Origin of the sequence: Herbidospora mongoliensis (genome assembly GCF_001570545.1) — a bacterium.
GTDB classification, from domain to species: domain Bacteria; phylum Actinomycetota; class Actinomycetes; order Streptosporangiales; family Streptosporangiaceae; genus Herbidospora; species Herbidospora mongoliensis.
In genome coordinates, this window is record NZ_BBXD01000024.1 from 131,593 (window position 1) to 145,724 (window position 14,132).

The 14,132-nt window shown below is 69.7% G+C and carries 15 protein-coding genes; 7 read left to right on the forward strand and 8 right to left on the reverse strand.

The genetic code is table 11. From position 1 onward, the window contains the following. Positions 1 to 32: 32 nt before the first annotated feature. Positions 33 to 1,145 (reverse strand): tRNA dihydrouridine synthase DusB, encoded by a 1,113-nt coding sequence (dusB, locus tag AW272_RS35125; RefSeq protein ID WP_083959024.1) that lies wholly within the window; start codon positions 1,143 to 1,145, stop codon positions 33 to 35. Between the two features lie 51 nt (positions 1,146 to 1,196). Between dusB and AW272_RS35130 the strand changes: the two genes are divergently transcribed. The 5 genes from AW272_RS35130 (at position 1,197) to AW272_RS35150 (ending at position 6,867) form a co-directional block, all read left to right on the forward strand. Beyond that, complete coding sequence (locus AW272_RS35130) at positions 1,197 to 1,859, forward strand: ACT domain-containing protein (protein ID WP_066374273.1); 663 nt, start codon at positions 1,197 to 1,199, stop codon at positions 1,857 to 1,859. Between the two features lie 71 nt (positions 1,860 to 1,930). Further along, the gene (locus AW272_RS35135; protein ID WP_066374274.1) at positions 1,931 to 4,186 is read left to right on the forward strand and encodes a GTPase family protein; all 2,256 of its coding nucleotides are present in this window, start codon (positions 1,931 to 1,933) and stop codon (positions 4,184 to 4,186) included. Then, positions 4,183 to 5,301, forward strand: a complete 1,119-nt coding sequence (locus AW272_RS35140) for a hypothetical protein (RefSeq protein ID WP_066374275.1) — start codon at positions 4,183 to 4,185, stop codon at positions 5,299 to 5,301. The genes AW272_RS35135 and AW272_RS35140 overlap by 4 nt, the downstream gene beginning before the upstream one ends. Before the next feature lie 10 nt (positions 5,302 to 5,311). Further along, the gene (locus AW272_RS35145) at positions 5,312 to 6,346 is read left to right on the forward strand and encodes a hypothetical protein (protein WP_066374276.1); all 1,035 of its coding nucleotides are present in this window, start codon (positions 5,312 to 5,314) and stop codon (positions 6,344 to 6,346) included. Positions 6,347 to 6,360: 14 nt separating this feature from the next. Then, positions 6,361 to 6,867, forward strand: coding sequence for a hypothetical protein (locus AW272_RS35150; RefSeq protein WP_066374278.1), 507 nt, complete (start codon positions 6,361 to 6,363; stop codon positions 6,865 to 6,867). Positions 6,868 to 6,910: 43 nt separating this feature from the next. Here the strand turns inward: AW272_RS35150 and AW272_RS35155 are convergent, their stop codons facing one another. From AW272_RS35155 to AW272_RS35165, 3 genes are read right to left on the reverse strand one after another with little or no spacing between them, the layout of a single operon-like run. After that, positions 6,911 to 7,729 (reverse strand): NAD-dependent epimerase/dehydratase family protein, encoded by an 819-nt coding sequence (locus tag AW272_RS35155; RefSeq protein WP_066374279.1) that lies wholly within the window; start codon positions 7,727 to 7,729, stop codon positions 6,911 to 6,913. A gap of 14 nt (positions 7,730 to 7,743) precedes the next feature. Beyond that, positions 7,744 to 8,394 carry an NAD(P)H-binding protein gene (locus tag AW272_RS35160; protein ID WP_066374281.1) on the reverse strand — a complete coding sequence of 217 codons (651 nt, stop codon included), beginning with the start codon at positions 8,392 to 8,394 and terminating at the stop codon, positions 7,744 to 7,746. A 10-nt stretch (positions 8,395 to 8,404) separates the two neighbouring features. Beyond that, the gene (locus AW272_RS35165; protein ID WP_066374283.1) at positions 8,405 to 9,037 is read right to left on the reverse strand and encodes a 4'-phosphopantetheinyl transferase family protein; all 633 of its coding nucleotides are present in this window, start codon (positions 9,035 to 9,037) and stop codon (positions 8,405 to 8,407) included. Positions 9,038 to 9,091: 54 nt separating this feature from the next. On the opposite strand from AW272_RS35165, the gene AW272_RS35170 reads away from it, so the two are divergent. Further along, positions 9,092 to 9,334 (forward strand): DUF5302 domain-containing protein, encoded by a 243-nt coding sequence (locus AW272_RS35170; protein ID WP_066374285.1) that lies wholly within the window; start codon positions 9,092 to 9,094, stop codon positions 9,332 to 9,334. A 102-nt stretch (positions 9,335 to 9,436) separates the two neighbouring features. Next, positions 9,437 to 10,120 carry a hypothetical protein gene (locus AW272_RS35175; protein WP_066374287.1) on the forward strand — a complete coding sequence of 228 codons (684 nt, stop codon included), beginning with the start codon at positions 9,437 to 9,439 and terminating at the stop codon, positions 10,118 to 10,120. Here AW272_RS35175 and AW272_RS35180 read toward each other — a convergent pair. The 4 genes from AW272_RS35180 to AW272_RS35195 all read right to left on the reverse strand — a co-directional run bounded on the left by AW272_RS35180 (position 10,075) and on the right by AW272_RS35195 (position 14,117). Next, on the reverse strand, positions 10,075 to 10,806 hold the full coding sequence (locus AW272_RS35180) for a phosphatase PAP2 family protein (RefSeq protein WP_066374288.1): 732 nt from the start codon (positions 10,804 to 10,806) through the stop codon (positions 10,075 to 10,077). The two genes, AW272_RS35175 and AW272_RS35180, sit on opposite strands and share 46 nt — an antisense overlap. Before the next feature lie 66 nt (positions 10,807 to 10,872). Continuing rightward, positions 10,873 to 11,622 (reverse strand): phosphatase PAP2 family protein, encoded by a 750-nt coding sequence (locus AW272_RS35185; RefSeq protein WP_066374365.1) that lies wholly within the window; start codon positions 11,620 to 11,622, stop codon positions 10,873 to 10,875. A gap of 90 nt (positions 11,623 to 11,712) precedes the next feature. Next, positions 11,713 to 12,312, reverse strand: coding sequence for a hypothetical protein (locus AW272_RS35190; protein WP_066374290.1), 600 nt, complete (start codon positions 12,310 to 12,312; stop codon positions 11,713 to 11,715). A gap of 77 nt (positions 12,313 to 12,389) precedes the next feature. Beyond that, on the reverse strand, positions 12,390 to 14,117 hold the full coding sequence (locus tag AW272_RS35195; protein ID WP_066374291.1) for an ABC transporter ATP-binding protein: 1,728 nt from the start codon (positions 14,115 to 14,117) through the stop codon (positions 12,390 to 12,392). Positions 14,118 to 14,132: the final 15 nt, after the last annotated feature.

Here is a 14,132-nt window from a genome sequence, read left to right on the forward strand (position 1 = left end):
GCACGATAAGTCACGAATCTATAAAGTGCCTATCAACCGCCGGAAAGTGCGTCTTCCACCTCGGGCACCGCGAAGTCGTCGGGGTCGTCGAGCCAGCCCAGCGGCAGCGACACCTTCTGCCGCTCGCCGCTCTTGCCGCGCGGCCCGTCGGCCGCCTCTCCAGGCCACGGCTGGGCGAGGTCGAGGCCGGACAGGCGCTCCCGCAGCTCGTCGAGGCTGGAGGCCTGCGCGGTCAGCCGACGGGTCTCCGCGCCGACCGAGAACGCCTTCAGATACCAGCCGACGTGCTTGCGGAAGTCGGACACGCCGTGCTTCTCGGAGCCCATCACCTCGACCAGCAGCTCGGCGTGCCGCAGCAGCATGGTCACCACCTCACCCAGGCGAGGCTCGGAGCGCTCGGGCGACCCGTTGAACGCGTGCTCCAGGTCCCGGAACAGCCACGGCCGGCCCAGGCAGCCACGCCCGATCACCACACCGTCGCAGCCCGTCCGGGCCACCATCCGCAGGGCGTCGTCGGCGGTCCAGATGTCGCCGTTGCCCAGGACCGGCACACTGCCGGGCACGGCGTCGCGCAGCCTGGTGATCGCGTCCCAGTCGGCGAAGCCGCCGTAGTGCTGGATGGCGGTGCGGGCGTGCAGCGCGATGGCCTGCACACCCTCTTCGGCCGCGATCCGGCCGGCGTCGAGGTAGGTCAGGTGGTCGTCGTCGATGCCCTTGCGCATCTTCATGGTCACCGGCAGCGGGCCGGCGTTGGCCACGACCTCGCGGATGATCGATCTCAGCAGCCGTCTCTTGTACGGCACCGCCGCGCCCCCGCCCCGCCGGGTCACCTTGGGCACGGGGCAGCCGAAATTGAGGTCGATGTGGTCGGCCAGGTCTTCTTCGACGATCATGCGAGCGGCCCGGCCCATGATCACCGGGTCGACCCCGTAGAGCTGGATGCTGCGCGGCGTCTCCGTCGGGCCGAAGCGGATCATCTCGTACGTCAGCGGGTTGCGTTCGACCAGCGCCCGCGAGGTGATCATCTCGCACACGAACAGGCCGCCGCCCTGCTCGCGGCAGAGAGTGCGGTAGGCGCGGTTGGTGATACCCGCCATGGGGGCGAGCACCACGGGGGGCCAGACGTCGAGCGACCCGATTTTCATCCTCTCATTGTCCTTCACGGGAAGAAGTGACCGGTGCATTAGCCTGATCACATGCTGCTGCGGCTGCGGATCGCGCTGCCAGACCGTCCGGGCGCCCTCGGCGTCGTCACCCAGGCCCTCGGTGTCGCGGGGGCCGACATCATCCAGGTCGTCGTGCTCGATCGGGGCGACGAGCGGGCGGTCGACGACTTCACGGTCTCGTGGCCCGACACCGCGCCGCGTGAGCATCTCGTCCGGGCGCTCGACGAGATACCCGACATCAAGGTCGAGGGGGTCTGGGCCACTCGTGAGGCCCCGGGCACCTATCCGGAGCTGGAGATCCTCAAGTTCCTGACCACCGCCGGTGATCGCGCGCTGGCCACTCTGGTCGACGCGATGCCGGTGATGTTCAGCGCCGACTGGGCGGCCTGCGCGACCGAGCGGGTGCACGAGGTGGTCTGTTCGAGCTGGCGGGCGCCCGAGTCGATCCGGTTCCCCGAGCTCGCGCCGGCCCGGCCGGTGGCGGCGACGCTGGAGTCGGGGGCCCACGTGGTGCACGCGCCGTTGCCGCCGCTGGCGCTGACGCTGCTGCTGGCTCGCGTCGAGGGGCCCGCCTTCCACCGGACCGAGGTGACCCGGCTGGCCCGGATCCTCGACCTCTTCCTGCTGCTGCCGGCGATCGAAGAAGGTGCCCAGCGCGCCTTTCGTTCCACTAAATCCGGCTATTATCTGTAATCCGGTTGCGGCGAAATAACAATCGGTCCCGATTTTCACCGGAATAACACGGAGTCGCGTTGACTCGCCTCATGGCGAACAACGGAAGTGACTTCATCGCCGGGGAGATCAGGTCGCTGCTGACCACCCGCCGGGCGCTGCTGCCGGGCGTCCAGGCGAAGATCGCGGCCTGGCGTGACACCGATCAGACGCTGGTGGAGCTGGCCGCCGCGCTCGACCTGTTGCGCGAGCATCCGTCGATCGCGGCGGAGACGGCTGTCGGACTGGGCTTTCCGCACCTTGCTGACCTGCGGAGTCAGATCGCACTGACGATCGAGCAGCTGACCGCGGTGGAGGCGCGCTACTCCCGGGACACGGTGAACGTCGGGGTGAGCGGCAGCGCGCGGATGGGCAAGTCGACGCTGCTCCAGTCGGTGTCGGGGCTCGACGACCGGCACATCCCGACCGGCAAGGACCTGCCGGTCACGGCGGTCCGGAGTCGCATTTATCACTCGCCGTCCATTCGGCGGGCGGTGCTCAAACTGCATTCGCGCGAATCATTCTTAAAGGAGATAATTCAGCCATACCACTCGGAACTTGGATTCGCCGCCTCCCCACGCACCATTGACGACTTCCGAAATCACGCCTATCCCGACGAACTCCCCGAGCCGTCCACCGATCAGGTGTCACTCCTGCGGCGGCTGCGCGACATCCATGGGGCGCTCTGGTCGTACGAGAAGGATCTGACCGGCGCCGAGATGGTCGTCGACCTCGACGACCTGCGCCCGTTCGTGGCCTATCCGACCCATCGGGAGGTGTCCGGCGACGCTCCGGTCTCGCGGCGCTATCTGGCGGTACGCGATGTGCGCATCGACTGCGCCTTCCCGCATCCCGGGGTCGAGCACCTGGGGATCGTCGACCTCCCGGGCCTGGGTGAGGTCGCGGCCGAGGCCGAGCAGCACCACGTCCGGGGCCTGCAGCACGAGGTGGACGTGATCCTGCTGGTCAAGAAGGCGGTGGACGCCTCGGCGTTCTGGACGGCCGCCGACGCCCGCACGCTGAAGCTGCTCGACCGGGCCCGCGGGCCGATCCGCAACCGGGGCGACTTCGTGTTCCTCGTGGTCAACACGCCCCTGGGCGCCGAAGCGTTGGCCGAGCCGATGCGGGCGCACATGGTGGAGCACGTCAACAACGGGCAGCCGGGCAAATACTTCACGATGCTCGACACCGACGCGAGCGACGCCGAGTCGGTGCGGTCCGGGGTGCTGAGGCCGCTGCTGCACGCGCTGGCGACCCGCCTTCCGGTGATGGACGCCGAATACCTGGCCGGGGCCGAGGAGGCGGCGGTCTCGACGGGCGCGTCCCTGGCCTCGGCGCTGGCCGATCTGCAGGAGGCCGTGCGGGGCATCCGCTCGACCGGCGGCGACGAGATCGAGTCGGTGCTGATCAACGCCGAGGAACTGCGCGAAGACCTGGCCGGCGGCCTGGAGGCGCTGGTCGAGCGGCTGCGGCTGCGAGCCCTGTCGGAGGAGGACGACCCCGAGTACATTTCCGCGATCAAGGGCGTCTACCAGGACGTGAGCGACTGGATCGACGACGGGTTCGGGTCGGGCAAGGACGCCTGGATCACCAAGGCGGTCCGGCGGTTCACCGCCGAGCGGGGCACCGGGGCGTTCGCCGACGACGCCGTCAACTGGATCCGGGTGGAGATCGCCCGCCGGTTCGCCGCCCTCGACAGCTTCTACTCCGGCCAGATCGAAGAGGCCCGCCGCGAGGTCGGCGTGATCCTGCGCGAGAACACCGGCACCCTGCTCGACCGGGAGGGTTCCGAGCTGCTGCGCGACCTCGCCGACCTGCTCGACAACCCGCGCAGGCCCTGTCCGGCGCTGCGCGCGGCGGTGACCGGGCTGCTGGAGCTGCGGATGGAGTACCGCAGCCACCTGCACCCGAGGCTGCGCCCGCATCTCGACGTGCTGCAGATGTCGCAGCGCTCGCCGGAGATCAGGCGCGACGAGGAGGGCGCGCACGAGCTCTTCCGGTTCTGCCAGGAGATGGCCCAGAACGCCGCCCACGAGATCCGCAAGGCGCTGCTGGACGGCGAGGTCACGCCGGTCCAGGTGACCTACGCGGCGGTGGAGCAGTTCGTGGACATCTTCATCCGCTCGGGGCCGATCGGCGACTCGAAGGGGTCGCGGCGGGAGTTCGAGCGGTTCGCGCGGGCCTACCGGAACGAGATCTGGCCCGGCACCTACCAGGGCATCGCCGAGGGCAACGTCCGGCACGACCGGGTGCAGACCCTGATCGAGTCACTCCAGCGCAAGATCGACGGGGCCGGGAGGGCCGCATGACCGCGTTCAAGATCGGGTTGCTCGGCCCGTCGCGGGTGGGGAAGACCTCGCTGGTCACCGCCCTGATCTCCGAGGGGCAGCAGTTGCTGGCCGGCAGCGGCGTGGCGATGCTGCCCGACGGCCGGGCCACCGAAGACAAGATCGCCGACAACTGGGAGCAGCTCCAGGGCGACCTGCTGGCCGGTGAGTTCACCCCCGGCAACCTGCGCGGCACGATGGAGCCGTTCTACTTCCGGCTGGCCCTCGACCCCGGGGTGCCCGGGGCCCGGATCGGCATCGAACTGCTCGACTTCCCGGGCGGCTGGCTCGCCGGGCGCGGGCGCAGCGCCCATTCGGAGAGCGACTGGGACGCCTGCCGGTCGTTCATCACCCGGAGCACCGCCCTGCTGGTGCCGATCGACGCGGCGTTGCTGATGGAGACGTACGAGAAGCAGCATGTGAAGTTGCTGCCCAAGCACCTGACCACCACCCAGGTCGAGAGCGTGGCGCGCGAATGGGCGATCGAGCGCAACCGGCGGCCGCACGAACCGGCGCTGATCGCGTTCGCGCCGGTCAAGTGCGAGGCCTACTTCAACGACAACGGCGGCCTGCGCAACAAGTCGCACCTGCTGCGGCAGAAGTTCGACGAGGTCTACGGCGGCGTCGTGGCGGCGGTCCGCGCCGAGGCGCCGCACGCGCAACTCCTCTACACCCCCGTCGACACGCTCGGCTGCGTGGAGATGGTCAAGTCCGACTGGGTGCTGAACGAGGCCGGCGACTGGACCTTCGACGCGAAATACCGGGTCCGGCGTGACCGGAAGATCTCCCGGATGGGCGTCGACGACCTGATGACGGCGGTGTCCCAGCAGCTCATCCAGGGCAAGCGGACCATGACGGCCGACGAGTCGGCCGACCTGATCCAGCGCGCCCAGCAGGCCCAAGATCTGGCCGACCGCAGCGAGGGGTTCTTCCGCGACGTCCTGATGTGGCTCAACCGCGAACGCCAGGCCCGCCGCGAGGCGGCCGGTCGCCAGGACCGCGAGGCCCAGGAGGCGGTACGCCGCCTGCAGTCCCTCGACACCGTCCTGGAGAAGATCGCCACCCGTAAGTTCGGCCCCCGCGTGCAACGGCTCTAGGAAGGACGGGATGCGCGCCTACCTGCGAACGCGGGGCACCAACCGCGACTACGACTTCATCGGCTCAGGACCCGCGGAGTACTGGTGGCGGGACTACCACGACCGCGACCTCACCGACCCGGAGAAACCCGTCATCCTGGCCGAGTCCACGGGCCCGACCTGGCGCATCTACCTCCAGGGCGTCGAGTCCGACCGCTCCGACTACCGGGGAACCCCCATCGTGTACGGCCTGGTCCTCGAAGGCGACGCCGCCGATGAGACCGGCCTTGCCCACGGCATCGTCGGCGAGTGGCTGAGCTCCATCACGACCGCGTCGGCGGCCCCGGGCAAGGCCCTCGACCAGGCGCTGGGCCCGGTCGACCCGCTCCTCGAAACAGGAGACCGGGAGGAGGGCGAGGCGGTCGTGCGGGCCGTCTTCAGCCCGACCGGCCAGGCGACCGAGGACGAGTCGGGTGGCGATCTCGGCGCGATTGAGCCGGAAAGCCGCCGAACCATGGCCGATCCCGACGCGGAAGACGATCCGGCCCGCTGGCTCGGGGACATCGAGTCGGAAGAGAGCCAGGCCGCGTTCCTCGCGGTGGTCGCCGGGCTGCTGGGCGGGCGCGCGGGCCGGGCGGTCATTCTCACCTACGCCGAGAGCGCCGGGGACGTGTCGGCGCTGGCCGAGGACGAGCGGGGCGACCTGGCCGTGCTGGTGGCCCGGCCGAACCGGGAGATCGTCGAGGGGCGGCGCCCTCTGGGAAAAGCCGAACCGGTCCACCCGCAGCCGGTGGGCCGGACGCCGCACCTCAGGAAACGGAACGGTCCAGCAAATCGGAGAGGACAGTCGATCCCGGTGGAACCACGGAGACGACAGAGCATCATGGTGCCGCCGACCCTGCTGGTGGCGATGGTGTGCCTGGCGTCGGGAGTGCTGGCGGTACTGGCGTGGGAGGTCCTGCCCGCCTCGGACGACCCACCGCGCCCGGCCCCGACCGTCACGGTCACCCAGACGGTCGTGGTCAAGGAGCGGGTCACCGTAGGGCCGACTCCTCAGCCGGACTGAGAAAACTCACCACCTTGGTGACGATCTTCCTGACCCCGAGACCGCGGCACGATGTCCAGGTCGAATGGACCAGCGCCGACGGCCGGCGCTCGGAGGGCAGGGCGATCGGGCGAGACTGGTCCGGCGCCCTGCTGGTCGAGTGGCGGGAGATGACGCCCGGTGACGACCTGCTCCCGGCGGAGGTCCCGGGGTTCGGCCTGTTCAAACCAGGGTTCGACCTGCTCAAGGGCAGCCTTGACCTACTCAGCGCCAGGTTCGACCTGGCCAGAAACGCCGACGCACCGCTGCTCGGCTACGCCTGCCGGCACATGTCCTTCGACCTGACCACACCAGAGGGCATCAGGATCCAGGCCACCGGGGACACCTCACCCCGTGAGGGCAAGGCCAAATACGGCACACCACCCCAGGAGCACGAGGTCTACAAGATCGACTGCTTCGAGGACGGACGTCCCCGGCAGGCCGCGATCGAAAGGGCTGGCCTGCCGCACCCGTCGTCGTTCCCGGGAAGGTTGAACCCCTAGCCGACGCGATCACGCCGTGCAGGCCGCCGTCCCCGGTCGACGCTCAGCCCACGTGATCGCGCCAGGAGTGCTCGGGGTCGTAACCGAGCACCTTCCTGGCCTTGTCGATCGACAGGAGGGTCCCGAACTCGCCCACGTCGTGGGTCAGTTCGACCTCGGGGAACTCCTCGCGGAGCAGGTCGGCCGAGGGGCGGTTCATGATGGTGTCGGCCGCCGCGATCACGAAGCTCTCGGCTCCGGTGACCTCGGCGGTCAGGCCCAGGCGGCAGGCCTGGGCCACGTCGCGCGCGTCGACGTAGCCCCACAGGTTCCAGCGGCGCGAGGCCGCGCTGTCCCAGTAGGACGGCACGTTCGCGTAGTCGTCGAGCAGGTGGATGTTGGAGATCCGCAGCGCCACGAACGGGATGCCCGACCAGGCCGACACGTGCTCGGCGGTCGTCTCGGTCACGACCTTCGACAGCGCGTAGGTCGAGGTCGGCACGGGATAGTGGGCCTCGTCGACGGGGGCGTAGCGGGGGTCGTCGTCGAAGGGCAGGCCGAGGGTCGTCTCGCTGGAGGCCCAGACGACGCGGCGCAGCTTCAGGGCCGCGGCCGCCAGGAACACGTTGGCGTTCATGGTCACGTTGCGCTGGAAGGTGATCGCCGGGGTGGCCATGCCGGGGGCGGGGATGTTGGCCAGGTGGACGACGGCCGTGCAGCCTTCGAGGACCTCCACCGCCTGCCCGTATTCCGTCAGGTCGGCGGCCAGCACGCCGGGGCCGGAAAGGTCGGTGGCCACCACGTCGTAGCCGTGTTCGCGCAGGTAGGCGACGACCACTTTGCCGGCCTTACCGGCGGCGCCGGTGACACAAATGCGTTCCATGGCACCGAAGCCTTTCACATCCGGGCGAGTCGGTTGATACCGGTCGCATACAGGATTTTTGGGGCGTTTTTCTCGCCACGGGCCAGCGTCAGCATGGCGCGGCCGATCGCCTCGGTGGTGGTCACCCAGCGCGGGAGGACCCGCGTGAAAACCGGCCAGAGCGGGGTGCCGATCTTGTACAGCAACCGGTAGGACCGGGTCTTGCTGATCGCGCCGTGCATCGCCCGGATGAGACCGGGGCGCATCGCGTAGGCCCGGTCGAACCGCTCGAACAGCGCGTTCTCCGTCTCGCCCTTCACCCGGGCCCACATCCGGCGCCCGTGGGCGTCGGCGCCCTGGGCCGAGACGTACACGAAAGTCACATCGCGCCGCAGCGTGCGGGCCACATCAGTGGTCATCGTGTACGTCACCCGCCGGTAGTCGGCCTCTTTCATCCCGGTCGAACCGACCCCGAGGCAGAAGAAGACCGCGTCGAACCCCTGGAGGAACGCCGCGTAGCCCGACGGCCGGGACACATCGGTGATCACTTCGGTCAGTTTCGGGTCGGTGACGCCCATGGGCGTGCGCCCGACAACGAGTACTTCGGACACGTCGGGGGCGAGCAGACACTCCCGCAGGACCCCCTGGCCGACCATCCCGGTCGCCCCGAACACGATCACGCGCACATAACCGACATTACGCCTGCACCACCACGGAGGTGACGATGAGCCCACCTTCGGCGGCCCAGCGGCCCTCGAAGACCGGTAGCGGCGAGTCGATGAGGATCCGGGCGCTGAACACACCGTCCCCGAAGGTCACATGGGCCTCTTCGAACCCCAGCCAGCGCCCGGTGATCGGGAACCACGCCTTGTAGACCGACTCCTTGGCGCTGAACAGCAGCCGATCCCACGCCACCACCGGGCGATCGCGCAGCAGCCCGTAGATCACGGCCTGTTCCCCGGGTAACGCGACGGAGTTCAGCACTCTGTCGGGGACGGGCTGGTCGGGCTCGGCGTCGATGCCCATGGAGATCACCACGTCGTCGGAGGCCACCGCGGCGGCCCGGTAGCCGTCGCAGTGCGTCATGCTGCCCACGATGCCCTTCGGCCACAGCGGCTCGCGCTTCGGGCCGGGGAGGATCGGCACGTCGCCGTATCCGAACGGGGTGAGCGCCTGGCGGGCGCACCAACGGGCGGTCGCGAACTCGGCGCGGCGGCGCGGCACGGCCCTCGCGACCACGAATTCCTCCTCCGGCAGGGGGAGGACTCCGGGCACGTCACCGAAGCTCTCGTGCCACCTGATCCCGGGAGGAAGGACGGCTTCCAGCACAGCGGAACCCTACCGTGTGGAGGGTCACGGTAAAGTGACAGCCCAGGAGGTCCGATGTCTGACAGCACACCCGAATCCGCCGTCGAGGCGGAGGTGATCGACGAGTCGGCTGACGGGGTCCCCGACGAGGAGACCACGGAAGACGATCTCAAGCGTAAGTTCCGGGAGGCGCTCGACCGTAAGCGTCAGGCGCAGTCCGACCGGAACGAGAAGGGTGCACGGGGGTCATCGAAGATCCACGGCACGCATGAGGCCGCCGGCGGCAAACGCTCGTTCCGCCGCAAGAGCGGGGGCTGACGTCCACTGAGTGGGGCCGCCATCGGAGGGGGGCCTTCCGATCCGCGTGATCCGGGCGCACTATGGAAAGTGACATCCTGGGCGAAATCGCATGGAGCGGCTGTGCATAGTCACCTTCCGGCGGCGGTCCCGCTGCTGTCCCGAGGCAAGCACCGCAACCCGCGCAAGGGCGCGTGTTTCATGGAATTCGCGTCCTACCTGGCCGGGGAGCGCTGGAGTGATCATCCGGCCTGCACCCATCCGCTGCTGGCGGCCATGGCGCGACTCGTCAACGACTACACCACCGACGCCAACCGGCAACGTCTCACGCCGCTGATCCCGTCGGTGATCGGGCTGACCACCACCGACCCACGGGCCGACGTCCGCATCGCGATGCGCGCGGCGACGACGGCCCTGCCGGTGGTCGCGGCCGAACGTCAACTGGCCCTCGCGGTGTCGGTGCTGGCCTCCGAGCACGTGCTCGCCGACCTCGACGGCCGGGAGCCCGGCCTCGAACCGGCCAGCAAGGAGGCGCTCGACCTGGTGCCCGAGGCGGCCCGCTGGGCCTACGGCTTCCGCAGCGGGGTCAAGGTCTCCCGCCGCGGCTTCCGCCGCTACGCCGCCCCGAACACCGTTCAGCTCGCGGTCCGGGGCGTCTCACAGGCCTGTGTCGACGACCCCGACGCGATCCTGCGGGATCTGCTGACGGCGGCCATCGCCGACGTGCAGGCCATGGTGGCGGCTGAGGTGACGGTTACCGATCAGGTGGAGACCCGGCCGCTGGCCGCCTTCAAGGCGGGACGGTAGAGCGCGCCTCCCGCGAGGATCGCCACACAGGCCGCGCCGAGCATGAAGCCCCAGCTCACGTCGGTCAAGTGGTGCATGCCCCGATAGAGGCGCGACCCCGCGATGGCCAGCGGGACGCCCAGGCCGATCGCCAGCAGCACCCATCGCAGGATCGCGTGCCGGTGCATGTGCAGGGTCAGCACTGCGGCGACCCCGAAGTAGAAGGCGACCCCGGCGCTGGTGTGGCCGGAGGGCCAGCTGGAGGTGGGCGGCGCCGGGTCGAGGTGGGCGACCTCGGGCCGGGGCCGCTGTGAGACGACCGTGGACGCCAGGAAGATCAGCGACTGCGCCCACACGGCGAAGATCAGGAACACCGATTCACGCCACCGCTTGTACGCGATCCTGAAGCCGATCGCGAAGATCGCGGTGGCCACCACGATGACCGGCGTATCCGAGAACGACGAGACGACGTCGGTGATGCCGTTCCAGAACCCCGACCGCTCCGCCGCGATCTCCCGGCTGAACGCCTCGTCCCGCTCGATCAGCCAGGTGTCCCCCAGCACGTTGACGAGCAGCAGGCCGGTGCCGAGCGTGGCGACCAGAAGGGCGAACAGCGGCAGCAGGATCCGCCGCCCCACCTCCTTGAAGTCGACCCGTTGCCAGGGATGCTTCGTCTGAGAGGTCTCAGCGGGACTCGTCGTCACCATTGGGGGCTCCAATCTCGGGCTCGAAGCCCTTCACGAACATGGACTGCAGAATTCCGGCCCGGCCCGTCATCGGGGTTCCCCCTTGCCGTTCGGGGCGACGATCTCCGGCTCGATCCCCTCCAAGTGGGGTTCGATCGGCCGGCGGCCCATCCGGCGGCGCCAGGCCTCGAACCCGGCGGCCGTGGCGGCCACGACGACCAGCGCGAGGATCATCCCGGCGACCACGTCGCTCACCCAGTGCACCCCGAGGGCCACCCGGGTGAACGCGACCGTCACCGACACCAGCCCGGCCAGCACCCAGGCGACCACGCGCCAGACGCCGTGCAGCACCGGCAGCAGGACCAGCACCAGGGTGACCGCCCCCAGCGCCGCGTTGAGGGCGTGCCCCGAGGGGAAGGACCAGCCCGGCGCCCACGAGACCGGGTCGGGCAGCATCGGCCGGGCCCGCTCGACGGCGACCTTCACGGCCAGCCCGATCACGCCGCCCACGATCACGGTCGTGACCGCCCAGATGGCCAGCCGGGGCGCCCCGCGCAGCACCATGTAGACGGCCGCGCCGCCGACCAGCACCCGCCAGGTCTCCGGCGCCAGCGCGTCGGTGATGAACCGCATGACGTCGGCGAAGGCGGGATGCTGCAGGGCGAAACCATGCAGATCGGCGGCCACGCCCTGGTCGAGCCGGTAGAGCGGGGTGAAGGTGTTCTTCACCAGGACAAGAAGCAACATGAACGGGACCAGCAGAATCGCGGCCGCCAGGGCCGCCACTGTCAGCCTGGCGCCCAAGGCGCCGTCGGGTCCCAGCAACCATCGGCGCATCTCCGTCATGGACGCCCGTGCTACCCCGGCGAGGCCCCGACGAACATCAACACCCGGCGCGCGACCGGCCGGGCCGGGCCGGGCGGACCGTCAACAGCCGACGCGCAGCGGCACCTTCATCGACCAGCGGCCGGAGGTGGCGTCCTGGGCGCGGGCGTAGGCGTTGGGAGCGCCGTGGCAGTGGGGCAGGCCGGTCTTCTTGCCCCAGCTCCCGCCGGGGTAGCCGGCGAACTCGGCGGCGGCGATCACGCCGCTCCAGACGAGGTCGCCGGCGGTGCGGCGGACGTACAGCTTGACCTGGCCCACGTTGTAGTGGCTGCCGTTGAGCTTCACGACGTGCTCTTGGGTGGTGATCCACAGTCTCGCCCGGACCTGGCGCGACTCGTTGGCCGCGTTGTCGGCCCGCGCCTGGTCGCGGACCGAGGGGAGCACGCAGACGTCGTCCTCGTGGAAGGCCTCGCGCCAGACGTAGCCGTCTTCGCAGATGTGGGTGTCGTCCACCCAGCGGGTGACCTTGAGGGCGTTGTCGGCCAGGGTTCGGGCCCGCGTCGCCGGGGTCACGCAGACCTTGTCGGCGGGGCGGGCGGTGCGCCAGACGTACCCCTCACGGCAGGTCTGCGGCGCCGCGTGGGCGGGGGCGGCCAGGGTGCCGAGCAGGAGGGCGGCGGCCGTGAGGGTACGCAGAATCATCGGTGGTACTCCAGGAGGGCGCGGGTGTTGCCCTCCCTTATGCACCCGGGCGCCTGCAGACTCCTTGCAAACGCGTGTCAGGCCGACTGGAGCAGGGCGTAGGCGCCGCCCGCGCGGACCAGGTCGTCGTGGGAACCGGTCTCGGTGACGCGGCCGTGCTCCATGACCACGATGCGGTCGGCGTTCCGTATCGTGGACAGCCGATGGGCCACCACGAGCACGGTGCGGCCGGCCACCAGGCGGGCCATGGCCTCCTGGATCAGCTTCTCCGAGCGGGTGTCGAGGGCGCTCGTGGCCTCGTCCAGGATGAGGATCCTCGGGTCTCTGATCAGGGCGCGGGCGATGGCCAGGCGCTGTTTCTGGCCGCCCGACAGGCGGGCGCCGCGCTCGCCGACCACGGTGTCCCAGCCGTCGGGGAGGCGGTCGACGAACTCGGCGGCGTTGGCGTCCTCCAGCGCCCGGCGGATCACTTCGGCGGGGACGTCGGGCAGGCCGTAGGTGACGTTCTCGTGCACGCTGCCCTCGAAGAGGATCGACTCCTGCGGCACGACCGACACGAACCGGCGGTAAGTGCGCAGGTCGAGGGTCTCCATGTCGACGCCGTCGAGCAGGATGCGGCCCTCGGTCGGGCGGAGGAAGCCGATGACGAGGTTGAGGACGGTGGACTTGCCCGCGCCGGAGGCACCGACCAGCGCCACGGCCTCCCCGGGGCGTACAGAAAGAGAAAGTTCTTGGACGCCGTAGGTGAAGGCGACGTCCTGGAAGTCGAGGCGGCCCGTCACCTCGGCGACCTCGGCCTTGCCGTCGTTGTGCTCCAGGTCGGGGGCCTGCAGGACCTCGCCGATCGACCGCACCGACTCCAGGCCCCTGCTGATGATCGGGGTCAGGCTCATCAGCGACGTGATCGCGGCGGTCAGCGTGGTGAAGAAGGTGCTGAGCATGACGACGTCGCCGGGGGTCAGCGCGAACACCCGGTAGTACGACACCAGCGCCGCCCCGGCCAGGCACACGACGCCGAGCGTGTTCAGCAGGATCCAGGCGAGCGAGCCGAACCGCCCGTTGACGAGGTCGAGCCGCAGCCCGCTGCGCAGCACGTTGCGCAGGGTGCCGTCGACCCGGTGCAGGGCGTCCTTCTCCAGGCCGTGCGCGCGGGTGATCGGGATCAGGTGCGTCATCTCGGTCACCCGGGACGACAGCCGCTCGACCTCCAGGCGGAAGCTCTCGTTGTCGGTGCGCATGCGGTCGCGCATCTTCATCACCAGGATCGCGGCGGCCGGGACGACGACCAGGAAGACCGGCAGCGCCTGCGGCACCTTGATCGCGATCACCGTCACCCCGCCGGCCAGCATCACGATGGCCGACAGCCCGATGTCGCCGGCCTGCTGCGACATCGTCTCGACGCTCTCCACATCGCGGATGACCTTGGTCTGCAGCACTCCGGCGCTGACCCGGGCGTGGTAGCCGATGGAGAGCTGCTGCATCCTGGCGCACAGCGAGGAGCGCAGCCCGGTGCTCACCTTGCGGATGGTGCCGCTGAGGCGGCGTACGTAGAGCAGATGGAAGGGGTAGTTCAGGGTCAGCAGCAGGCAGAGCACCCCGGCGTTGAGCCAGATACCGCTGACCGGTCCCCCGTCGACCAGCACGTCGATGATGTTGGCGGTCACCAGCGGCAGCATCCACGTGGGGCTGTGCTTGAACACGAAGGCGACCACCGCGATCAGAAGTGATCTGCGGTGGTCGCGGTAGAGGTAGGCGAGCGTCCGGATCGGATGCTCGCCCCGATAACGGTGGTCCAGTTCACCCATCGAACTTCCTAGCGC